Raw genomic sequence first — 23,251 nt, forward strand, 5'->3', positions numbered from 1 at the left:
CCGGCGTTGAAGTTGCGAAAAGCGAAGTTCGTCTGCCGAACGGCACCATCCGCAACGTGGGTGAATTCGACGTGGCTGTGCACCTGCACGCCGAAGTTGAAGCCACCGTACGCGTTGTCGTGGTAGCAGCTTAAGTAACACCTGATCGGCTGGCGGCTTGTCCGTCAGACGGTTAACATCGGGCACGATCCTGTTTACAGGTCGTGCCCTTTGTCTTTCTGAATTCCCTGCTTTTCCAAACTACACAAGTGGCCATGAACGATATCTCCGCTCCCGAGCAATACGATCTGCAAACCGCTGCCCTGAAGGTGCCGCCGCATTCCATCGAGGCCGAACAGGCTGTACTCGGTGGTCTGATGCTGGACAACAACGCCTGGGAACGCGTGCTCGATCAAGTCTCCGACGGCGATTTCTATCGACATGACCACCGTCTGATTTTCCGCGCGATCGCCAAACTGGCCGATCAGAACTCCCCGATCGACGTCGTGACCCTGTCCGAGCAACTGGACAAGGAAGGTCAGACCTCGCAGGTCGGGGGCCTCGGTTATCTTGGCGAACTGGCGAAAAACACGCCGTCCGTCGCCAACATCAAGGCCTATGCGCAGATCGTTCGCCAGCGAGCGACGTTGCGCCAACTGATCGGCATCAGCACCGAAATCGCCGACAGCGCTTTTAACCCGGAAGGCCGCACCGCCGAGGAAATCCTCGACGAAGCAGAACGGCAGATCTTCGCGATTGCCGAGGCTCGCCCGAAAACCGGCGGCCCGGTGGGCGTCAATGACTTGTTGACCAAGGCCATCGACCGCATCGACACCTTGTTCAACACCGACAACGCCATCACCGGCCTGTCCACCGGTTACACCGACCTCGACGAGAAAACCAGCGGCCTGCAACCGGCCGACCTGATCATCGTTGCCGGCCGTCCATCGATGGGTAAAACCACTTTCGCCATGAACCTGGTGGAAAACGCCGTATTGCGCAGCGATAAAGCGGTGCTGGTGTATTCCCTCGAGATGCCAGGTGAATCGCTGGTCATGCGTATGCTCTCCTCGTTGGGGCGGATCGATCAGACCAAGGTGCGTTCTGGCCAATTGGAAGATGACGACTGGCCGCGCCTGACCTCGGCGGTCAACCTGCTCAACGATCGCAAGTTGTTCATCGACGACACCGCCGGTATCAGCCCGTCGGAAATGCGTGCACGTACCCGACGTCTGGCGCGTGAGCACGGTGAGATCGGCCTGATCATGATCGACTACCTGCAATTGATGCAGATTCCAGGTTCCGGCGGCGACAACCGAACCAACGAGATTTCTGAAATCTCGCGTTCCTTGAAAGCCTTGGCCAAGGAATTCAACTGCCCGGTGGTTGCACTGTCCCAGCTCAACCGCTCCCTGGAGCAACGACCGAACAAGCGACCAATCAACTCCGACCTCCGGGAATCCGGAGCGATCGAGCAGGACGCCGACGTGATCATGTTCGTCTACCGGGACGAGGTATATCACCCCGAGACCGAGCACAAAGGCATTGCCGAAATCATCATCGGCAAGCAGCGGAACGGCCCGATCGGGTTTATCCGCCTGGCGTTCATCGGTAAATACACCCGCTTCGAGAACCTGGCGCCGGGCAGCTACAACTTCGACGACGACGAGTAATGGCTGGCCGGTCTCAACCGGCCAGCTATTTTTCCCCCGCGTGTTATTCAGTTCCGCCGGCGACCTCCGCGCCGGTGTTGCGTGCGGAATGCTCGTTCAGTTCCTCTCGGGACAATTTTGCGATCAGCGCCTCTTCAACTTTCGCCAGCGAAGTTTGCAGCGCCTTGGATTGCGCGTCGTATTCGGCAAATGCAAGCGTCTCGGCGGCGTGCGCGTCATCGAGGAGCGCCTGGCGATCCTGAAACGTCTGTTGCTGCTCATCGAATTGCGCACGGTACTTGTGGGTGACGAACTCCTGCCAGAACTGCCTCGACAGCAGCGCGTTGAACTCTTCAGGTGAGTTGTCCAACGCGATGACTTTTTCGTACGCAGCATCCAGTTGCGCCTTGGTCACGTCGACTAAATTATCGAAACCCATTCGCTCCGGCTGTCCCGGCAGTTGCAGTCGGGCTTTCAGGCGGTGGCGATAGAACAGCCGGATCTCGACTTCCTCTCGGACATGCGGCGCTAGCTGCGGACTCGATTCGAGAATCCTGGCCTCACGCTGGGCAATGTCCGCCGAGGCGATTTTGTCGACCTCATGCAGGCGGAACAACGCTTTGGAAAGTGCAGACAATTGCGGGCCTTGTGCGTGATCTCGAGCCTGGCTGCGAGCGTCGTGCACCATTGTCAGGATTTCCAGATTGGTGAACGTGAACGCCGCTCGATCACAGCAGGCGGCGTCGCCCGCCCGATCAAATACTTCTTTGCGCAGGCGTTCGGAATCCGCGTTGTTTTCGGTAATGCTGTCGATCAGTTTCCAGACCCGTCGTTGAAGGTCGTGGTGACCGGTCGGAATGTCCAGCAAGCGTTCAAGCGTATCGAACAACCCTCCCGAGCGCGGCTGCTCACGCAGTGTTCGCCACTGACTCCTTCTGGCGGTGACCTCATCGGCCGTCAGTCCTGATGTCCAGCGTGTCATCGGATCATCTGTCGCGGGTCGACTGAGGACAGGGACATGGCCTCGCGCCGTGTCGATCAAATTGTGCAGGCCTCGCAGTGGCGTCTCGGCCTCTATCAGCCGGGCATCGTAGTGATCCAGCCGCAGGTGGGTCTGTGGAGGCAGTGGATTGTGGCTGATGTCGGTCACGTTGTTGATGCGCACCGTATGGGCCAGTCGGTCGTCCGGCGGGGCGATGACCGCATCCGGAATGTCCGTGATCTGGTTGCGGCTCAGATTGAACGTGTCCAGCAATGGCTGATCGGCTATTCCGCTCGGGAAGATGTCGATACCGGTGTTTGCCAGATTCACCGAACGAATGTCGGTCATCCGGCTGAAATCCGGCGGGGTGCCCAGTCGTGGATTTTCGTGCAGCCACAGGGCTCGCAGTGTCGTACGCTCGGACAACACGCGGGCAGTGTCGGCGGTCAGGGATATCTGATTGTTTTGTAAAAACAGTCGGGTCATGCCGCTCATTTCGCCAACGGCCGGCGGCAGTTCGCGCAGTGCATTTTGTGACAGGTCCAGCCAGCGCACATGGCGGAAGCGGGTCAGAAAGCCTTCCGGTGAAGTGCTCAGCGCCATGTTGCTCAATCTGAGCGAACCGACGTGACTGAAATCGACATCGATGTCCGGCAGGGTGGGCAGAATCAGGCCACTGAGGTCCAGTTCCAGTCCGATGGGCGTTCGGTCATTGGCCAGTTTCTGCGGTGTTTCCCGCCTCCAGCACTTGATAATCCTGTTACTGGCCTGGACCCGCTCGGAGCGGGTCAGTGCGTTGGCCTCCAATTGGAACGCCCGAACGTAACCCCCGCGATTGCCTCCTCCAGAAAATACCCAAGCGTCGAGCTGGGTTTTCAGCACACCAAACTCCCGTTCGAGGCTGTTGAGTTTCGTCGCCACGGTCCCGCGTTCAAGGCCCCAGATGAATTCCCGGCATTCCTTGATGCTCTTGTTCGGAAAGAGTCGTCGGTATCGCTGTGCTCTTGAGTTGTCGCTATCAAATGCTGAGGGGTGGGCGGTGCGCAACAGCTCGGGGTGAGCCGTGTTCACGCGCCGCCAAAAAGTGTCAAATTTTTTCCCGTACGCCGAGGGAAAGGCGTTGCCTTCGAGTAGTGTGGCCCCGTTGAGCGGGGCTACCGACGATAACTGCTCCAGGGTTGGATCGAGGAATGCCTGTGGCACTTCACGCAAGCGGTTGTGGCGCAGATCCAGGCCCCTCAGCGCGCTCTTGTCCTGCAGGCCGTTCGGCCACTGACTGATTCCCGAATTACTCAGGTTCAGGGAGGTCAGGCCAGACATGGCACTGAAGTCAGGCGACAGTTTCAGCGCCGGGTTCTCGGAAAGATTGACCGTTTCCAGGTGACTTAACGTGCTGAGTTTTGCCGCACTCTGCTCGTCCAGTTCAATGCGGTTATTGTTCAGGGCGAGGTATTTCAGTTTGTCCATCTCGGCAATTTTTCCCGGTAACTTTTCAATCCCGCAGTGGGTGACCGCCAGATATTCCAGATTGGAAAAATTACCCAGGAACACGTCGGCCGCGTCCGACCAGGCAATGGTGTGCAGGTCCAGCGACCGGACATGACTGAAATCCGCGCTCAAAGCCGGGAGCGGTCCGCTGCCGAGCGGTAATCTCAGCACGTCCCCTGAGTCGCGTAGCCAGCAACCCTTGATCGTCCTGGCAACGCGCTGCACCCAGAGTTTTGTCGCCGCAGTGCTGGTGACGGGGTCGTCGTGAGTTCGGACGTATTCATCCAATTGCGTCTCCAACTGATCGAGTCCCAGCGCGCGTGCAGCCAGCCCGGTGCGTGCTGCGTCGTCCATTTCCAGAACGAAGTCCTTGGCCGCTTGTGCATCCTTGTCGGGGTGAAGGCGTTGCACCATGGTGATGTCGTCGGTGTCGCCATCGAGCCTGAATGCGCCGTTGCCGGCGTGAGTGGCCATCTCCGGGTGTGCAGCGGCGACGCGTCGCCAAAACCCTTCCAGCGTTTTCCAGTAGCCCGGCGCGAACGCGTTGTCTTGAAGCAGCGTGACGCCATTGATCCGCGCGCGTGCCTGCAACTGGTCAGCCGGCGGGTTGAGGAGCGCGTCCGGTACTTCACTCAGACGGTTCTGGCGTAAATCTACGAGTTCCAGCCCTGTCTGCTGTTCCAGGCCCGTCGGCCATTGCTCGATGCGGGTATTGCTCAGATTCACGATCTTCAATGCGGCCATGGCGCTGAAGTCCGGTGTCTGTCCAAGGGGATTGCCAGACAGGTCGATTCGCTCAAGTCGGGCGAGTGAGCTCAGATGGGCGGCAGCCGGGGCATCCAGCTGAATACGATTGGAGCTCAGATCCAGCGCTTTCAGGTGATGCAGGGTGGCGACAACGTCGGGCAGCTTTTCCACGGTGGAGCGGGTGAACGTCAGGCGTTCCAGACCCGAAAAGCCGCTGAGAAAGCTGTCGGAGGCGTCTGACCAGGTGATCCTGTCCAGTTCCAGCGTCCGGACATGGCCGAAGTCGGCTTTGAACGGAGGTAACGTGGTTCCGTCCGGGGCAGGGATCAGTTTCAGCGTTGTCCCGGTCTGCTGACGCCAGCAGCGCTTGATCTCCACAGCGGCGAGGTCAATCCAGGCTTTGCTGGCGGCCGGCACGGGCGATTGCGTGTAGGTGCGAGACCAGGCCGTCAATTCTTTCTTGAGGTTTTTGTAATCGCTTTCGCAACGTACCAGGCCGCCCGTGACATCGTCCCCCAGCGAGTGGATAACGGCGGTGACTTGCTCTTCGCTCAGCGACGGATACAGCTTGCGTACACGCGCCGCCGGACTGTTCAGGCGATTGAGTGCGCTGGTGAAACGGTCCATCAGTTGCCGGTGCGGGGCTTGTCCGGCGCGGTGCATGCCGCCTGCGCCCGGAAGATTGACCCCGAGCCAGCCGTCCTCCGAATCGAACACAACGGCTTCCGATCGGCCCGGGCGTGTCGCGACATAAAGGTTGTCGGTACTGGCGGCGACGGCATCGTCGGCACGGACAATGCGCATCACTGGCGTCAACGCAGTGGAGGCTTCGGGATCGTGCAGGGCTTGATAGGCAATATTTTCAATCACCGCGAAGAGCTTGCCGTCAAACCTGTGCAGGCCATCAGTGCCGGGTTCGACGCCGGCAAAATCCAGCGCTGTGCGAAAAGCCTGTAACCGACTGTCGCTCAGCGCAAAAGTGATCGGCGAGTCGTCCAGCTCATGCCACAGCTTGCTCAGCGGATCGCGAACCAGTACCGGCCCCGACGGTTGCAGTTCGCTGGTCAGTCTGGCGCGCTGCTGGCCGGTGTGGGGATCGACCCCGACAGACACGACACCCACTTCCATTACATCGACGTAGCGGCGTCCCTTGAACGTGATGAATCCGTCCACGTCGGCCGGCGGAAGCGCCGTTGTCGTCGCGATTCGGTAATGTTCCAGCGATCGCTGCGCAGGTACGGAGACTATTTCGACGGAGGGTGTCTGGCTGATAGTGACCGGCACTGGAGTGATGGCTTCCAGGTCGGCCTGGACGGGTGTTCTGCCCGCAGGTGTCGGGTTTCGCGGCCTTGGTAAGGTCGGAATATCGAAGTCCAGATGCGCCAGGGTGTCCGGTCGCGGCAAGTGTACGTTGTCCGTTTGCACGGGCCGTGTGTGCACCTCAACGTTGACGGTGCTGCGGGTCGGCGGTTTTACAGGCATGAATGTTTCGTCCTTGAAGAGTGTTGCTTCAACTTCCGCTAATGGGTCGTTGAGCAGTTTCGGCGTCATTGCCGGGTTTGTGCCGGATGCGGCGGGTCGCCGACCGGCGCTGCCGTGCCGGTCGGTGCAATTGTTCAGTCCGCGAGATCGAAGATTTTTTGTGCGGTTCTGCCATCGATGGTTTCGCGCCATATGCGCACGTGAGGTCGGCCGGCCAGTTCATCCAGACGCTGCGATGTCACGCCCGATCGACTCTGCGCGAGGGTTTTCAGATGGCCACCCTTGACCTTGAAGTTCAGCGCCGGGCTGTCCTGCTTTTCATAGTGAAAGTGGACGTGCCACAGGGGGTCACCGGTTTGCCTGTCATAAACCGAGTAGATGCTGAGAAACTCCTTCTGCTCACCTTTACCTCGCGCCACCCGATTGTGGGTTCGCTTGACGCTCAGATGACCGTGGCTGATCAGATACGCCACCCGGTCGGCACTCAGAACAGTTTTGTCCTTGTACAGGCGCACGCGAATGTTCTCGCCCTCGCTGCGCAAGCGCTGACTGTTTTCGCGCAGGCGCTGAATCAGCGGCTCGACATCCGTGGCGAGCGGGTTGGGTGACTGTTCGATCTGCACACGCAATTCGTCGAGTTCTTCTGCCTTGGCGCCAAGCCTGTCGAGTATGTTGCTGGCGGTTTCCTTCGCTCTCTCATCCTGACGAGCGCTGGCCAGTTGAGCCTCGATGGCTGCAAGGCTCTCGTCGGCTTCGGTCATCAGGGCGCCAAGGGTCTTGTCTTGCGTCGTGACGATCTTTTGCCATTCGCCTTCTTTGCGCTCATAGGTCCGCAACGTTTGAGCCGGATTGTCGGCGCTCATCACATCAATCACTTCGTCGCCCGCCGGGGTTCGCCGCGACTGGCCGATACAGATCTTGAAATGGCCATGATGGCGGGCGCGGAACACGCGCTTGGGCGGCGGCGTTACCCCGGTGCGGTCCTGTGCGGGGATGAAGTCGAAGTCGATGGGCTGGTCGTGGATCGGCAGCGCCATGATTCTTTCGAGATCCTGGTGGTAGCGTGCCAGCCGTTCTTCCAGGGTGTTTTCGAAGGCACGTATGGCTTGGGTGATTTCGTTTCTCGAGTTCACATGCGCCGGATCAGGCGGCAGGGAAAAGCGTTCGTAAGCGGCCCGGATCGCCGCGCACTGATCGAGCAACGTGCTTAGTACGGCGATACGGGCATCGTCGGGCATACGCTCGATGGCTTGAAAGGCCGTGGTCGCCTCCGAGAACGCGATCGCCAGTTTCGCCGGGACAAAATCGGTACCCATTGGCACCTCCGTCAGCAGACGGCTGCGCGCATCGATCCAGCGCGCGGTCACGGCGTGAATATCGGTCGGGTCGAAACCCACTTCGGTCAGTTCACTCTGTGACGAGGGCGAGCTTTTGAGGGCGTCACTCGCGATTTGTTGGCGCTTTTCCATGAGCGCCAATTTGTTCGCCAGATAGCTCGCAGCTGTGCGATAGGCCTCAAGAATATCCACGGGCGTGCGCAGCTCCTGCATGTGCCGCGCATCCCTGACGAACATCAGGCGAGTGTAGGCAGCGACCTGCGCTATCTGCCTTTCGAGCAATTCCTTTTTGTAGACGGTGCTGGTTTTGACCATGGCCAGCGCCTCGCGCTGGTTCAGGTAAAAACTGGCGGAGTCATCCAGTAGAAGCATCAAGCGGCGAATCTGTACTTCCATCGCCACGGTGGCGCCTCTTTCACCCTCTTTGCCTTTTGCTTCACGCCATTCGGTTTCCAGTTGTCGGGAATCCACTACCGCCTGATTGATCGCCTCCGTGTCGGTTTTCAGGCGCAACTCCAGACTGGCCACTGCCGTGGAGGCGATGTTGCTGGTTCTGGTCCTCGGCATGCCGCTGATGCCACCGACCAGAATGCCCACCCAGCCATCCACCGCGTCGTGGACAATCGGCTCCGAGCGGCCCGGGCGTGTCGCGACATACAGGTTCTGCTCGTCACGGGCGACAGCATCCTCTGGCCGGACAATGCGCTTGACCGGCGTTTGCGGCGATGAGGCATCCTGATCATGGAGAACCTGATACGTGTGTTCTTCGATCACCACGTACAGTTTTCCCTGGTGGCGGTGCAGCTTGCCGGGGCCCGGCTCGACGCCAGTGAAATCCAGATCGGTGCGAAAACCCTGCAGGCGGCTGACCGGCAACGGGTAGGTGACCGGCGCAAAATCAGCCAGCGGGCGCCAGAGTTGACTGCCGAGGTCGTATGACAGAATCGGGCCGGAGGGCAGCAATTCGCTCGGCAGTTTTGCCCGATACCGGCCAGTTTCCGGTTCGCTCACGATATGCACAACGCCGCCCTCCGACACGTTGCCGTAGCGACGTCCCTTGAACGTCCTGAATCCCGTGGCGTCGGCGTGCGGAAGCAGGGCCTCGCTGCTGACCCAGTAATGTCTGAGCGGTTGTTGTGTTGCCGGATTTACCACTTCGGAAGTGGATAAAGGCTGACTGATGGTGACCGCTGGCGCCGCGGTGATTGCCTCCAGGTCTACGTCTGCCAGCGTGCTGTCCGAGCGTTGAGCTGTGCGCAGTGCGTGGGCGGCGGGCGAGTCGATCTGGCGCCGCACAGCGCCGGTCGTCGGTTCATTGGGGCGCGTATGGACATCCACGCTGGTGACGCCCCTGGCGGGTGGTTTCGGTGACATGTCTTCATCCTTGAAGAGGGAAATAGGTTCGCGGTTTCAGGGCGCCAGTTCGAAGATTTTCTGTGCGGTTCGGCCGTCGAGGGTTTCTCGCCAGATCGCCACATGCGGCCGCCCGGCTTGCTCATCCCGACGTTGCGCGGCAATGCCCGTTGCGCTTTGTGCCAGGGTCTTGAGGTGACCACCCTTGACCATGAAATCCAGCGCCGGGCTGTTGTTTTTTTCGTAATGAAAATGCGCCTGCCACAACGGCTCGCCCGTCTGTCTGTCGTTCAACGAATAGATATCGAGGAAGTGTTTGTGTTTGCCCCTGCCTTGCTCGCGCCGTGCCTGGGTTTTGCTCACGCTCAGGTGATCCTGGCTGATCAGATACGCCACCCGGTCGGCGCTCAGAAAGGACTTGTCCTTGTACAACCGGATCCGGATGTCTTCGCCCTCGCGGCGCAAGCGCTGGCTGTCTTGCCGCAGGCGCTGGACGAGCGCGGCGATGTTGTTTTTCGCCGGGTTCGGCGCATGCTCGATCTGTCGACCGAGATCATCGAGCGCTTCGGCTGCATCGCCCAGTTGCTCGACGATGTTGGTGGTGTTGCGTTTTGCCCGCTCATCCTTGCGGGCAGTGTTGAGGTGCGTCTCGGTTTGTTCCAGATACGCACCGGCCTGGGTGATCAGGGTCGTCAGATTCCTTTCTTGCGTGGCCACCAATCGTTGCCATTCGCCTTCGCGACGCTGGTAGGTTTGCATGACCTTTGCCGGGTTGTGCGGGTCCATGACATCGATCAGCTCTTCGCCCAAAGCGTTGCGGCGTGTCTGTCCGACGCGGATCTTGTAGACCCCGTGGTGTTTGCTGCGAAACATTCTTTTGGCTTGCGGTGCCGGTTGGTTTTTGCGTTGTGCAGGAATGAAGTCGAAATTGATCGACTGATCCTGTGACGGCAGCGACGTGGTTCTTTCGAGGTCGCGGTGATCGAGAGCGATGCGGTTTTCGAGCGTGTTCTCAAAGCCCTGAATGGCGTCGATGATTTCCTGCCGTGAGGTGGCATGGACCGGGCCGGGTGGCAGATCTAGGTCTTCGTATGAGGCCCTGATCGCTGCGCACTGGTCGACCAGGTTGCTCAACACCGCGATGCGCGCCACCACCGGAATACTGTCGATGTCGCGAAAGGCGAAGGTCACTTCGGTAAAGGCGTAGGCCAGGTGGATCGGTTTGAAGTTGTTGTCGGTAATCGGTACATCGGTCAGCAAGCGGCTTTTTGCATCGACCCAGAAGGCTCTGGTCTCGTGGATTTCTGTCGGGTAGAACCCGAGGTCGACCAGTTCGCTTTCCGAAGAACGCGCTCGTTTGAGTATGTCGAGGGCAATCTGTTGGCGTTTTTCCAGCAGAGCCAGTTTGCTTTTCAGGTAATTGACCGTCGAGCGATAGGCGTGGAAAGGGTCATTGTAGAAAGAGATGTCCAGCCGTTTGCGTGAATCACCGGCACTCATCAGCCGTGTATAGGCTTCAATGCGTTTTTTCTGAATGTTGTGCAGATCGCTGGCGTAGAGGGTGCTGCCTTTGATGGGTTGCAGGGTATCCCGTTCGTCGAGGTAGAAGTTGGCGGTCTTCTCCAGCGACGCCAGTTGTCGATGAAGCTGCACTTCAAGTTGTACGAGCGCGCCTTTCTCGGCTTCTTTGCCTTGCACCGCACGCCAGGCAGCTTCCAGTTCATCAGTACGCGTTGCCGCCTGATTGATCAGTTCGGTCTGGGTCTGCAACTCCAGAATCAGATCCGCCGCTGTAAGACGTTGCACCTTGTCGGGTTTCGTGCGGCGCATCCCGCCTGCTCCGGCAATGACGATGCCCCGCCAGCCGTGCTGTTCATCGAACACGATTGGCTCGGATCGGCCCGGGCGTGTTGCGACGAACCGGTTGTCGCCGTCTGTGGCGATGGCATCTTCGGAACGCACGATACGCATCACCGAAGTTTGCGCGGTGGAGGCCTCGGGATCATGCAGAACCTGATAGGCGCGGCGTTCAATCACCGCGTAGCGTCTGCCGTCGAAGCTGTGCAGCCCATGGCTGTCGGGCTCGACATCGGTGAAGTCCAGATCCGTCAGAAAACCTTGCAGGCGTGTCGCGGTCAACGGATACAACATCTCGGCGGCGGGCTCCACTGACGGGTGCCAGAACTTTCCGTCGGCGGCCCGCACCAGCACCGGCCCCGAAGGGCTCAGCTCGCTCGCCAGCCGGGCGCGATACAGACCGTTTTCCGCGATTGCAGCGACTTGTACGGTGCCGCCGGGCACATCGACGTACTGGCGACCTTTGTAGAATCGCAAACCCTGCTCATCGGCTGGCGGAAGATGTGCATCGGTACTGATCCGGTAATGCGTCAGCGGCATTGGCCCGGGCACGGCTGCGGGCAGCGTCGCCGGTGTTGGCTGGATGGTGACGGCGGGCACTGGCTGGATTGCATCGAGGTCGACGGCAGCCGGCGTTCTGCCCGGGCGTACAACGCGCGGTGCCGTTATCGCCGTCGCGAGACTGGCGTCGGCAGGCGTCGGCGTATCGCGCTTTGGCGCAGATCCGCTTGTCGGTTCGCCGGGGCGAGCGTGGATCTCTACGGTGACAGTGCCTCTGGAAGGCGGTTTGGGTGACATTGCTTCATCCTTGAAGGGTTGTCGTACTGGGCGCCGGCGCCCCGGAGGGCAACGGTGTGTCGGGTTCGACTGGCGCAGGTCGCGGTGCGGAAACGGGCGCGGTCGGGCGGTTTTCTGGTCAATGGCACGGGCCCAGAGAGAAACCGACCATTGCCGTCGGAATTGGTCAAATTTTGTGCTATATTCCGCGCCCGCGATTTTTCATCTCAACACCGGTCGTCCGACATGCAAGCAGCCAAGCCGTTATTTGACTATCCAAAATATTGGGCCGAATGTTTCGGGCCAGCGCCGTTCCTGCCGATGAGCAGGGAGGAGATGGATCAGCTTGGCTGGGATTCCTGCGACATCATCATTGTTACGGGAGATGCCTACGTCGATCACCCGTCGTTCGGCATGGCGATCATTGGCCGGCTGCTGGAGTCGCAAGGCTTCCGCGTCGGGATCATTGCCCAGCCGAACTGGCAGTCCAAAGACGACTTCATGAAGCTCGGCGAGCCTAACCTGTTCTTCGGCGTCGCGGCCGGCAACATGGACTCGATGATCAACCGCTACACCGCCGACAAGAAAATCCGCTCCGACGACGCCTACACCCCGGGCGGCATGGCCGGCAAGCGTCCGGACCGCGCGAGCCTGGTTTACAGCCAGCGCTGCAAGGAAGCCTACAAGCACGTGCCGATCGTGCTCGGCGGCATCGAAGCCTCGCTGCGCCGCATCGCTCACTACGACTACTGGCAGGATCGCGTGCGTAACTCGATCCTGATCGACGCCAGCGCCGACATTCTGCTGTACGGCAACGCCGAGCGCGCGATTGTCGAAGTCGCCCAGCGTCTGTCCTACGGGCACAAGATCGAAGACATCACCGATGTGCGCGGCACCGCGTTTATTCGTCGCGATACGCCGAAAGACTGGTACGAAGTCGACTCCACGCGCATTGACCGTCCGGGCAAGGTCGACAAGATCATCAACCCGTACGTGAATACCCAGGACACTCAGGCCTGCGCCATCGAGCAGGAAAAAGGCCCGGTGGAAGATCCGCAGGAAGCCAAGGTCGTGCAGATCCTGGCCAGCCCGCGCATGACCCGCGACAAGACCGTGATTCGTCTGCCGTCGGTGGAAAAGGTCCGTGGCGATGCCGTTCTGTATGCCCACGCCAACCGCGTGCTGCACCTTGAAACCAATCCGGGCAACGCCCGTGCGCTGGTGCAGAAGCATGGCGAAGTCGACGTCTGGTTCAACCCGCCGCCGATTCCGATGACCACTGAAGAAATGGACTACGTGTTCGGCATGCCTTACGCCCGTGTTCCGCACCCGGCGTATGGCAAGGAAAAAATTCCGGCCTACGACATGATCCGTTTCTCGGTGAACATCATGCGTGGCTGCTTCGGCGGCTGTACCTTCTGCTCGATCACCGAGCACGAAGGCCGGATCATCCAGAACCGTTCCGAAGAGTCGCGCATTCGCGAAATCGAAGAGATCCGCGACAAGGGGCCGGGCTTCACCGGCGTCATTTCCGACCTCGGCGGCCCGACCGCGAACATGTACCGCATCGCCTGCAAAACCCCGGAAATCGAATCCGCGTGCCGCAAGCCGTCCTGCGTGTTCCCGGGCATCTGCCCGAACCTGAACACCGACCACTCGTCGCTGATTCAGCTGTACCGCAGCGCCCGTGCGTTGCCGGGCGTGAAGAAGATTCTGATTGCCTCCGGCCTGCGTTACGACCTCGCGGTCGAGTCGCCGGAATACGTCAAAGAGCTGGTGACCCACCACGTTGGCGGTTACCTGAAGATCGCCCCGGAACACACCGAGGAAGGTCCGCTCAACCAGATGATGAAACCGGGCATCGGCAGCTATGACAAGTTCAAGCGCATGTTCGAGAAGTACACCAAGGAAGCAGGCAAAGAGCAGTACCTGATTCCGTACTTCATCGCCGCTCACCCGGGCACCACCGACGAAGACATGATGAACCTGGCCCTGTGGCTCAAGGGCAACGGCTTCCGCGCCGACCAGGTGCAGGCGTTCTACCCGTCGCCGATGGCCACGGCCACCGCGATGTACCACTCGGGCAAGAACCCGCTGCGCAAGGTCACCTACAAGAGCGACGGCGTGACCATCGTCAAGAGCGAAGAGCAGCGTCGTCTGCACAAGGCGTTCTTGCGTTATCACGACCCGAAAGGCTGGCCGATGCTGCGTGAAGCGCTGCAGCGCATGGGTCGTAGCGATTTGATCGGGCCGGGCAAGGATCAGCTGATTCCACTGCATCAGCCAGCTACCGACAGCTACCAGAGCGCGCGTCGCAAGAACTCGACGCCGGCCGGCAGCCACAAAGTGGCGAAGGAAGGCAAAGAGAAGACCACCAAGATCCTCACTCAGCACACCGGCCTGCCGCCGCGTGCCAGTGATGGTGGTAATCCTTGGGACAAGCGTGAACAGGCCAAGGCTGCGGCGTTTGCGCGTAATCAGCAGGCTGCCAAGGAGCGTAAGGACGCGGCCAAGGGCAAAGGGCCGAAGCCGACGCGCAAGCCAGTAGTGCCGCGCTAAGCAACGCTTGAGCTGAACAGAACGCCAACCTTCGGGTTGGCGTTTTGCATTTCAGGGTTCAGGAATTGTGTTGTAACCACTGACGTCATCGCTGGCAAGCCAGCTCCCACAGGGATCTTCAGTGGCCACCGTTTTATGAACGACAGATAGACCTGTGGGAGCTGGCTTGCCAGCGATGGCGTCAGGTCAGGCACCCCATCAACACCTGCCCGCCACATTTAGGCGCAACTTCGCTCAACCATTTCCCCGCGTCGCCCGATTTTGGTGCTGTACTGCCTTGAGCATTCCGGGAAAGCGCCCAAGCCTCTGCATGGCATAAGTCTTGCGCGCTTTCGAATACGCTTAGGCTCGCAGGAGGCACGCCGTGTCGATTCATGTCGCATTGCATCACGTCACGCATTACCGCTACGACCGCGCTGTCGAACTCGGCCCGCAGATCGTTCGCCTGCGCCCGGCCGCCCACAGCCGCACGCGGATTCTCTCGTATGCGCTGAAAGTCTCGCCCGAGCAGCATTTCATCAACTGGCAGCAAGACCCGCAGGGCAATTACCTCGCCCGGCTGGTGTTCCCTGAAAAAACCGATGAGCTACGGATCGAAGTCGATCTGCTGGCCGAGATGGCGGTGTTCAATCCGTTCGACTTCTTCCTCGAACCCTACGCCGAAAAAATCCCCTTCGCCTACGCCGCCGATGAGCGCAAAGAGCTGGCGCCGTACCTGGAAACCTTGCCGCTGACGCCGGCCTTCAAAGCCTATCTGGACGGCATAGACCGCACGCCGCTGCCGGCCGTGGATTTTCTGGTCGCGCTCAACCAGCGTCTGAGCGAAGACATCAATTACCTGATCCGCATGGAACCGGGGGTGCAGACTCCGGAACACACCCTCGAACACGCCTCCGGCTCCTGCCGCGATTCGGCGTGGCTGCTGGTGCAACTGCTGCGCAACCTCGGGTTGGCGGCGCGATTTGTCTCCGGTTACCTGATCCAGTTGACGGCGGATGTGAAAAGCCTCGACGGCCCTTCCGGCACCGAGGTGGACTTCACCGACCTGCACGCCTGGTGCGAGGTGTATCTGCCGGGCGCAGGCTGGATTGGCCTCGATGCCACTTCCGGGTTGTTTGCCGGTGAAGGGCATATTCCGCTGGCCTGTAGTCCCGATCCGTCCTCGGCAGCGCCGATCAGCGGGATGGTCGAACCTTGCGAGACACAGTTCAGCCACGAAATGTCGGTTGAACGGATCTGGGAAGCGCCGCGCGTCACCAAGCCCTATACCGACGAGCAATGGCTGGCGATTCAAGCCCTGGGCAGGCAGATCGACGCTGACTTGCTGGAAGGTGACGTACGCCTGACCATGGGCGGCGAACCGACTTTCGTGTCCATCGATGACCCGGATGGCGCCGAATGGAATACGGCTGCCTTGGGCGAGGACAAACGCCGTCTCTCCGCCGAACTGTTCCAGCGCATGCGCAAACATTACGCCCCCAAAGGTCTGGTGCATTTTGGTCAGGGCAAGTGGTATCCAGGCGAGCAATTGCCGCGCTGGTCGCTCAATTGCTATTGGCGCCGCGATGGCGTGCCGATCTGGCAAAACGACGCATTGATCGCCGATGAACAGCAGGATTATCGCGCCGATGGCGAGCTGGCCGGACGCTTTCTTTCGAGCGTCGCCGAACGCCTGAAAATTCCCACGCGGTTTGTATTCCCGGCCTACGAGGACAATTTCTATTACCTCTGGCGCGAGGGCACATTGCCCGGCAACGTCAGCGCCGAAGATTCGCGTCTGGAGGAGCCGTTGGAGCGTGCACGGCTGCGCAAGGTCTTCAGTCAGGGCCTCGATAAGGTCATCGGTCAGGTACTGCCGCTGGCACGCACCGCCAAGGGTGATCAATGGCAGAGCGGGCGCTGGTATCTGCGCGACGAGCACTGCCGTCTGGTGCCCGGGGACTCACCGCTGGGTTACCGTTTGCCGTTGGGCTCGCAGCCCTGGGTGAAAGCGGCCGAGTATCCGTTTATCCATCCTCAGGATCCCAATCAGGATTTCCCGGCGCTGCCGGACACCACGCAACTCAACATCCATGGCCAATCGGCAGCGCCTGACGAGCGTGCGCCGAAGATCGACGAATCCGCCGACTGGCTGACCCGCACCGCGTTCTGCGCCGAGGCCCGCGAAGGGCGCTTGTACCTGTTCATGCCGCCGCTGGAGCGGGTCGAGGATTATCTGGAGTTGGTCGCGGCCATCGAGGCCAGCGCCGAAGAACTGCATTGCCCGGTGCTGCTCGAAGGCTACGAGCCGCCGAGCGATCCGCGTCTGAGCAACTTCCGCATCACCCCGGATCCGGGCGTGATCGAGGTCAACGTGCAGCCGTCGGCAACCTGGGACGAATTGGTCGAACGCACCGAGTTCCTCTATGAAGAGGCGCGGCAGACCCGCCTGACCACTGAAAAATTCATGATCGACGGGCGCCATACCGGCACGGGCGGCGGTAACCACTTCGTCCTCGGTGGCGCGACGCCTGCGGACTCACCGTTTCTGCGCCGTCCGGATTTGTTGCGCAGCCTGATCAGTTATTGGCATAACCATCCGTCGTTGTCGTATCTGTTTTCCGGGTTGTTCATTGGCCCGACATCTCAGGCGCCAAGGGTCGACGAGGCGCGCAACGACGCGCTGTATGAACTGGAAATCGCTTTCGCGCAGATGCCCGAGCCGGGTGAGGAATGTGCACCGTGGCTGGTGGATCGCCTGCTGCGCAACTTGCTGATCGACGTTACCGGCAACACTCACCGCGCCGAGTTCTGCATCGACAAACTCTATTCGCCGGACGGCGCTACCGGGCGGCTTGGCCTGCTGGAATTGCGCGCCTTTGAAATGCCACCGCATGCACGCATGAGCCTGGCTCAGCAATTGTTGCTGCGGGCGCTGGTTGCACGCTTCTGGCGCGAGCCGTATGCGCCGCCGAAACTGGCGCGGTGGGGCACTGAGTTGCACGATCGCTTCATGCTGCCGCACTTTATCGAGCAGGATTTCGCCGACGTCATCGTCGAACTCAATAGCGCCGGCTATCCGCTGCGGGCGGAATGGTTTGCGGCGCATCTGGAGTTTCGTTTCCCCAAAGTCGGCGATTACGCCGTCAACGGTATCGAACTGGAGCTGCGTCAGGCGCTGGAGCCGTGGCATGTGCTGGGCGAGGAGGGCGCGACGGGCGGCACGGTGCGTTACGTCGATTCATCGCTGGAGCGCTTGCAGGTCAAGCTCAAGGGCCTGCCACCGCAGCGTTATCTGCTGACCTGCAACGGCATTGCCGTGCCGTTGCATCCGACCGGGCGCGTTGGCGAGTTCGTCGCGGGTGTGCGTTACCGCGCCTGGCAACCGGCCAACTGCTTGCAACCGACAATTGCGGTACATGCACCGTTGGTGTTCGATCTGCTCGACACCTGGATGGGTCGTTCGCTGGGCGGTTGCCAATACCACGTTGCCCATCCGGGCGGGCGTAATTACGAGACGTTGCCGGTAAACGCCAACGAAGCCGAGAGTCGACGTATGGCGCGATTTTTCCGCGTCGGGCACACGCCGGGGAAACTTCCTGTACCGAATGTGGAAATCAGTGACGAGCTACCGATGACAATCGATTTGCGACGTTTCTAAGTCCTGCGCGACACGCGGATTTTTCGTATATCCGCGCGTCATGTGCCTGCGTTAGTCTGACCGTTCCTTGCTGTCTGCCGAGCTTTCCATGCCTGACCTGCTAGACCGCTACCCGCTGACGGCGGGCACTTATCACGAACTGCTCAATAGCAGTGGTGCGGTGCGCCCGCATTGGCAACGACTGTTCGATCAGTTGCAGCGCAGCACCCCGGCGCAGCTGGTGCAGCGTCAGGCATTGCTGGCGCGGCAGATTCAGGAAAACGGCGTCACCTATAACGTCTATGCCGACCCCAAAGGTGCAGATAGGCCGTGGGAACTGGATCTGCTGCCCCATGTGATTGCGGCGGATGAGTGGCAGCAACTGTCGGCCGGGATCGCCCAGCGCGCGCGGTTGCTGAATGCCGTGCTGGCCGACTTGTACGGGCCGCAACGTTTGATCAGCGAAGGCCTGCTGCCGGCGGAACTGGTCTTCGGTCATAACAATTTTCTCTGGCCCTGTCAGGGTATTGCGCCGCCTGAAGAGGCCTTTCTGCACCTGTACGCCGTGGATCTGGCACGCACGCCGGACGGGCGCTGGTGGGTCACGGCGGATCGCACGCAAGCGCCGTCGGGCGCGGGCTATGCGCTGGAAAACCGTACCATCGTGTCTCGCGCCTTCCCCGAGTTGTACCGTGACCTGAAGGTGCAGCATCTGGCGGGTTTCTTCCGTACCTTGCAGGAAACCCTGGCCCGGCAGGCGCCCGGCGATGACGACGCGCCGCTGGTGGTGTTGCTGACGCCGGGGCGGTTCAACGAAAGCTATTTCGAACATCTTTATCTGGCGCGCCAACTCGGCTATCCGCTGGTGGAGGGCGGCGACCTCACGGTGCGCGATGCCACGGTATACCTGAAAACCCTCAGTGGCCTGCGCCGGGTACACGCGATCATGCGCCGGCTCGATGACGATTTCTGCGATCCGTTAGAGCTGCGCACAGACTCGGCGCTGGGCGTTCCCGGTCTGCTTGAGGCGGTACGACAGGGGCGGGTGCTGGTCGCCAACGCGCTCGGCAGCGGTGTGCTCGAGTCGCCGGGTTTGCTCGGCTTTCTGCCGAAGATCAACGAGTTCCTGTTCGGCGAAGAACTGATCCTGCCGTCCATTGCGACCTGGTGGTGTGGCGAGGCGCCGGTATTGGCTCAGGCGCTGGAAAAACTGCCTGAGCTGTTGATCAAACCAGCGTTTCCCTCGCAAAGCTTCGCGCCGGTATTTGGCCGTGATCTGAGTGAAAAACAGCGCCAGTCCCTCGCCGAGCGCATGCAGGCACGGCCTTATGCGTATGTTGCGCAAGAACTGGCCCAGCTGTCTCAGGCGCCGATCTGGCAGGCTGGAGACGGTCAGTTGCAACCCCGGGCGATCGGCATGCGCATGTATGCGGTGGCCAGCCATGACGGTTATCGGGTACTGCCGGGCGGTTTGACCCGAGTGGCTGCCGAGGCCGATGCCGAAGTGGTGTCGATGCAGCGCGGCGGGGCGAGTAAAGACACCTGGGTGCTGGGCGATCGGCCACCCCATGGCGAACAGTGGAAGACTCAACGTAACGTCGGCGTCCACGATCTGGTGCGGCGCGACCCTTATCTGCCCTCGCGGGTGGTGGAAAACCTGTTCTGGTTTGGCCGCTATTGCGAACGCTGCGACGACAGTGCGCGGTTGCTGCGGATCATGCTGGCGCGCTATGTCGACGGCGATGACCCGCAAGCCTTGCAGTCTGCGGTCGATCTCAGTGAGCGGCTGATGTTGCTGCCCGAAGAGGGCGAGTTGCCGGAGCGCCTGCTGGCCGCGTTGCTAGGCGAAGACTGGTCGTTCAGCCTGCGCTCCAACCTGCAACGTTTGCAGTGGGCGGCCTCGCAGGTGCGCGGCAAGCTTTCTCGGGAAAACTGGCAGGCACTGGTCGAGTTGCAACGCGAAGCGGCGGAACTGGATACCGATGAACCGGATTTCGGCGAGTTGCTCGATTTCCTCAACCGTCTGGTGATGTCGCTGGCGGCGCTGTCCGGGTTTGCGCTCGACGACATGACGCGCGACGAAGGCTGGCGCTTCCTGATGATCGGTCGGCGGATCGAGCGACTGCAATTTCTCAGCGCCAGTCTGGCGGCGTTTCTGCGCGGTGCCGGAGCGTTCGATCAGGCCGGTCTGGAATGGTTGCTGGAATTGGGCAACAGCAGCATTACGTACCGCTCACGCTATTTGGCGGTGGCACAGTTGATTCCGGTGCTCGACCTGTTGCTGCTCGATGAGCAGAACCCGCACGCGGTGTTGTTTCAGTTGAAACTGGTGACCCGCACGTTGAAACGCTTGAACGATGATTTCGGCGTGCCACGGGAAGCCGGATTGCCGAAACTGGTCGAGCGTCTTGGGCGATTTGATCTGGGCTGTCTGGAGAATCCGTTGTTCGGAGAGGCCAGCGTTCGCGCTGCGCTCGACGGCCTGGCCGATCTGCTGCAAGAGATTGCCGATGCCAGCGGCCAAGTGTCGGATCGCCTGGCCCTGCGCCATTTCGCCCATGTCGATGATGTCAGCCAGCGTACGGTGTCCGTCTGATGAGCGCGCATTACCAGATCTTCCACGACACCTGTTATCACTACGACAGCCCGGTTTCCCTCGCGCAGCAACTGGCGCACCTGTGGCCGCGCGAGTACAGTTGGCAGCGTTGTACTGAACAGCAATTGCTGATCAGCCCGCAGCCGACGGCTCGGCGCGATGAGCTGGATGTGTTCGGCAATCCGCTGACCCGGCTGGCGTTCGAGCGACCGCATGATGAGTTGCAGGTCAATGCGCGGCTGACCGTCGAAGTGCTGGCGCGGCCGGCGCTGGATTTCACGCAGTCTCCGGCGTGGGAACTGACGCGCAATGCGCTGACTTACAGCAGCCAGCCCTTGTCTGCCGAATTGCTTGAGGCTTGCCGTTACCGTTTCCAGTCACCGTACGTGCATTTGAAAAGCAGCTTCGTCGAGTTTTCGCAGAGTTGTTTTCCACCGGGCCAGCCCTTGATGCTGGGTGTGCAGGCGTTGATGCAGAAGATCTTCAGCGAATTCACTTTTGATGCCGAAGCGACCCAGGTGGCAACGCCATTGGTGGAAGTGCTGGAGCGGCGACGCGGTGTCTGTCAGGACTTCGCCCACCTGATGCTGGCCTGTGTGCGTTCGCGAGGGTTGGCGGCGCGTTATATCAGCGGCTATTTGCTTACCCAGCCGCCTCCGGGGCAGCCACGGTTGATTGGTGCCGATGCGTCGCATGCGTGGGTTTCAGTGTTTTGCCCGGTACTGGGCTGGGTGGATTTTGATCCGACCAATAATGTGCAACCTGCGCTGGAGCACATCACATTAGCGTGGGGGCGGGATTTTTCCGATGTGTCGCCGTTGCGGGGGGTGATACTCGGCGGCGGCAACCACGATCCGGAAGTCCGCGTTACGGTAATGCCACTGGATTAATGCAGATCAAACTGTAGGAGTGAGCCTGCTCGCGATAACGGTGTATCAGGCTGCAGAGGTTTGACTGACACACCACTATCGCGAGCAGGCTCACTCCTACACGGGAATTGGGGTGTCTGGGGAAGGGCTGTGAGGGCCGGCGGTGAAACCGCCAGCCCCGTCACAAATCCGCTGGGTCTGATTCGATCATCAAACCCGGTGGGGCTCAGGCGTCAGGCGCCTGATCTTTCGGTGTTTCAGTTGCTTCGGGTGCATCAACATCATCTTGCGACGCCACTTCACCGTCAGGGTTCAGTGCCGCTTCTTCAGCTACTTGTTTCTTGCGCTGAAGCTTTTCCTCTTTCTTCTGTTCCTTTGCCAGGTCTCGTTGACGTTTGGCGAAGGAGTAATTGGGTTTGGCCATGGGCGATCCTCTTGGGTCGAAGGTGAGGTTGAGCGGCGCGTATTCTGCCCTGTATCGGTGCCCGGCGGTTAGCCGGGTTTCTGGTCGACCCACTTCGGTGTGACGGTCGGTTGCCAGTTATCCAGGGAATCGAGCAGTGTTTGCGGCGATTCGCTGACTTGCAGCATGTCACGGTGTGGCGCGCGAACGAAGCCTTCGCCGACGATATGGTCGAGAAAAGCAGTGAGTTTGCTGTAGAAACCGTTCACTTCCAGCAAGCCCAGCGGCTTGCCGTGGTAGCCGAGTTGGCCCCAGGTCCAGACTTCGAACAGTTCTTCCAGAGTGCCAAGACCGCCGGGCAGAGCGATAAAGGCGTCACTGAGTTCGGCCATGCGGGCCTTGCGGGCGTGCATGCCGTCGACGACTTCCAGGCGAGTCAGGCTTTTATGGCCGATTTCCTTGTCCATCAGGCTCTGCGGAATGATCCCGATCACTTCACCGCCAGCGGCCAGCGCGGCGTCGGCGACAATCCCCATCAAACCGACAGCGCCACCGCCGTAGACCAGGGTCAGCTTGCGCTCGGCGAGGGCCTTGCCAAGGGCAACGGCAGCCTCGGTATAAGCCGGAACAGTGCCAGCATTGGCACCACAAAATACACACACGGATTTCAGAGACATGCCTTTCTCCTGGGTCAATCCGTCACAGGGTAACGGCTGGCACGCCTCGATCCAAGGTCTAAACTTCGCGTTCCGGCGATTCAAAGGTACCGCTGGCGCCACAGGCGTAAGCGGCAAGCAAGCTGCACAACAGACCGTTAAAGAACATGACAGGCACTCCGTTTCAGTAGATGCGCCGATCATAGGTCTGGCCGGGGAATCTGGCCGTTAGATTGTGTCGATGAGTGTCATAGCCTGAAAGTTGTATACAATTTTTGACTCAAGTCATAGGAACTTGCGAAGATTTCAGGCAGTCTTTCCACCATTCGTGTTTTTGTTAACCCTGCCTTGGAGATTCACCATGTTTTCCAAAGTTGTTGCGGTATCCCTGCTGGCGCTGGCCAGCAGCCAATTGATGGCTGCCGAGTGCAAAACCACCGTTGACTCCACCGATCAGATGTCCTTCAACACCAAGGAAATCGTGATCGACAAGAGCTGCAAGACCTTCACCGTCGAGCTGACTCACTCCGGCAGCCTGCCGAAGAACGTCATGGGCCATAACCTGGTGATCAGCAAAGAAGCTGACATGCAGCCTATCGCTACCGCCGGCCTGGCCGCCGGTATCGACAAGAACTACCTGCCGGAAGGTGACGCGCGCATCATCGCTCACACCAAAATCATCGGCGCCAAGGAAACTGATTCGCTGACTTTCGACGTGTCCAAGATTGCTGACGGCGGCTACGGCTTCTTCTGCTCGTTCCCGGGCCACATCTCGATGATGAAAGGCACGATTACTGTCAAGTAAGCAGGTTCGCCGCGTCATCGTTCTTCGCGAGCTGTCTCGCTCCCACAGGTTTGCACCGTCAATGTGGGAGTGAGCCTGCTCGCGAAGGGG

12 protein-coding genes are annotated in these 23,251 nt (G+C 60.2%); 7 read left to right on the plus strand and 5 right to left on the minus strand.

Annotated features, from left to right (window positions below):
* Together ACIOWE_RS11960 and dnaB are read left to right on the plus strand one after the other, a co-directional pair.
* Nucleotides 1-134: 50S ribosomal L9 C-terminal domain-containing protein (locus tag ACIOWE_RS11960; protein WP_401304189.1), on the plus strand; the 134-nt coding region annotated here is incomplete at its 5' end.
* Between the two features lie 120 nt (nucleotides 135-254).
* Nucleotides 255-1,652 (plus strand): replicative DNA helicase, encoded by a 1,398-nt coding sequence (gene dnaB, locus ACIOWE_RS11965; RefSeq protein ID WP_201235761.1) that lies wholly within the window; start codon nucleotides 255-257, stop codon nucleotides 1,650-1,652.
* 43 nt (nucleotides 1,653-1,695) lie between these two features.
* On the opposite strand, the gene ACIOWE_RS11970 is transcribed toward dnaB, so the two are convergent.
* From ACIOWE_RS11970 to ACIOWE_RS11980, 3 genes are all read right to left on the minus strand, one after another.
* A complete protein-coding gene (locus ACIOWE_RS11970; RefSeq protein ID WP_401391291.1) occupies nucleotides 1,696-6,399 on the minus strand; it encodes an NEL-type E3 ubiquitin ligase domain-containing protein in 4,704 nt (1,567 codons plus the stop codon).
* Between the two features lie 65 nt (nucleotides 6,400-6,464).
* Nucleotides 6,465-9,041 (minus strand): hypothetical protein, encoded by a 2,577-nt coding sequence (locus tag ACIOWE_RS11975; RefSeq protein ID WP_401391294.1) that lies wholly within the window; start codon nucleotides 9,039-9,041, stop codon nucleotides 6,465-6,467.
* A 36-nt stretch (nucleotides 9,042-9,077) separates the two neighbouring features.
* Nucleotides 9,078-11,675, minus strand: coding sequence for a hypothetical protein (locus tag ACIOWE_RS11980; RefSeq protein ID WP_401391296.1), 2,598 nt, complete (start codon nucleotides 11,673-11,675; stop codon nucleotides 9,078-9,080).
* A 225-nt stretch (nucleotides 11,676-11,900) separates the two neighbouring features.
* Between ACIOWE_RS11980 and ACIOWE_RS11985 the strand changes: the two genes are divergently transcribed.
* From ACIOWE_RS11985 to ACIOWE_RS12000, 4 genes are all read left to right on the plus strand, one after another.
* Nucleotides 11,901-14,213, plus strand: coding sequence for a YgiQ family radical SAM protein (locus ACIOWE_RS11985; protein ID WP_401391299.1), 2,313 nt, complete (start codon nucleotides 11,901-11,903; stop codon nucleotides 14,211-14,213).
* Between the two features lie 364 nt (nucleotides 14,214-14,577).
* A complete protein-coding gene (locus tag ACIOWE_RS11990; protein WP_401391302.1) occupies nucleotides 14,578-17,853 on the plus strand; it encodes a DUF2126 domain-containing protein in 3,276 nt (1,091 codons plus the stop codon).
* An 88-nt stretch (nucleotides 17,854-17,941) separates the two neighbouring features.
* A complete protein-coding gene (locus ACIOWE_RS11995; RefSeq protein ID WP_401391305.1) occupies nucleotides 17,942-20,428 on the plus strand; it encodes a circularly permuted type 2 ATP-grasp protein in 2,487 nt (828 codons plus the stop codon).
* Nucleotides 20,428-21,318, plus strand: a complete 891-nt coding sequence (locus tag ACIOWE_RS12000) for a transglutaminase N-terminal domain-containing protein (protein ID WP_401391308.1) — start codon at nucleotides 20,428-20,430, stop codon at nucleotides 21,316-21,318. Before ACIOWE_RS11995 ends, ACIOWE_RS12000 begins: the two co-directional genes overlap by 1 nt.
* 205 nt (nucleotides 21,319-21,523) lie before the next feature.
* On the opposite strand, the gene ACIOWE_RS12005 is transcribed toward ACIOWE_RS12000, so the two are convergent.
* Together ACIOWE_RS12005 and ACIOWE_RS12010 are read right to left on the minus strand one after the other, a co-directional pair.
* Nucleotides 21,524-21,721: a hypothetical protein gene (locus ACIOWE_RS12005; RefSeq protein ID WP_401391311.1), complete on the minus strand. Its 198-nt coding sequence runs from the start codon at nucleotides 21,719-21,721 to the stop codon at nucleotides 21,524-21,526.
* Between the two features lie 68 nt (nucleotides 21,722-21,789).
* Nucleotides 21,790-22,377, minus strand: coding sequence for a TIGR00730 family Rossman fold protein (locus ACIOWE_RS12010; RefSeq protein ID WP_401391314.1), 588 nt, complete (start codon nucleotides 22,375-22,377; stop codon nucleotides 21,790-21,792).
* Nucleotides 22,378-22,717: 340 nt separating this feature from the next.
* Here ACIOWE_RS12010 and azu point away from each other — a divergent pair, with 340 nt between their 5' ends.
* Nucleotides 22,718-23,161: an azurin gene (azu, locus tag ACIOWE_RS12015; protein ID WP_201235748.1), complete on the plus strand. Its 444-nt coding sequence runs from the start codon at nucleotides 22,718-22,720 to the stop codon at nucleotides 23,159-23,161.
* Nucleotides 23,162-23,251: the final 90 nt, after the last annotated feature.

This window comes from Pseudomonas sp. NPDC087598, from assembly GCF_044743525.1.
Lineage (GTDB): Bacteria > Pseudomonadota > Gammaproteobacteria > Pseudomonadales > Pseudomonadaceae > Aquipseudomonas.

What these genes read in the sequence shown, in the direction of transcription:
- dnaB (WP_201235761.1), top strand. Translation starts at nt 255, where the DNA reads ATGAACGATATCTCCGCTCCCGAGCAATACGATCTGCAAACCGCTGCC.
- ACIOWE_RS11970 (WP_401391291.1), bottom strand. Translation starts at nt 6,399, where the DNA reads ATGACGCCGAAACTGCTCAACGACCCATTAGCGGAAGTTGAAGCAACA.
- ACIOWE_RS11975 (WP_401391294.1), bottom strand. Translation starts at nt 9,041, where the DNA reads ATGTCACCGAAACCACCCGCCAGGGGCGTCACCAGCGTGGATGTCCAT.
- ACIOWE_RS11980 (WP_401391296.1), bottom strand. Translation starts at nt 11,675, where the DNA reads ATGTCACCCAAACCGCCTTCCAGAGGCACTGTCACCGTAGAGATCCAC.
- ACIOWE_RS11985 (WP_401391299.1), top strand. Translation starts at nt 11,901, where the DNA reads ATGCAAGCAGCCAAGCCGTTATTTGACTATCCAAAATATTGGGCCGAA.
- ACIOWE_RS11995 (WP_401391305.1), top strand. Translation starts at nt 17,942, where the DNA reads ATGCCTGACCTGCTAGACCGCTACCCGCTGACGGCGGGCACTTATCAC.
- ACIOWE_RS12000 (WP_401391308.1), top strand. Translation starts at nt 20,428, where the DNA reads ATGAGCGCGCATTACCAGATCTTCCACGACACCTGTTATCACTACGAC.
- ACIOWE_RS12005 (WP_401391311.1), bottom strand. Translation starts at nt 21,721, where the DNA reads ATGGCCAAACCCAATTACTCCTTCGCCAAACGTCAACGAGACCTGGCA.
- ACIOWE_RS12010 (WP_401391314.1), bottom strand. Translation starts at nt 22,377, where the DNA reads ATGTCTCTGAAATCCGTGTGTGTATTTTGTGGTGCCAATGCTGGCACT.
- azu (WP_201235748.1), top strand. Translation starts at nt 22,718, where the DNA reads ATGTTTTCCAAAGTTGTTGCGGTATCCCTGCTGGCGCTGGCCAGCAGC.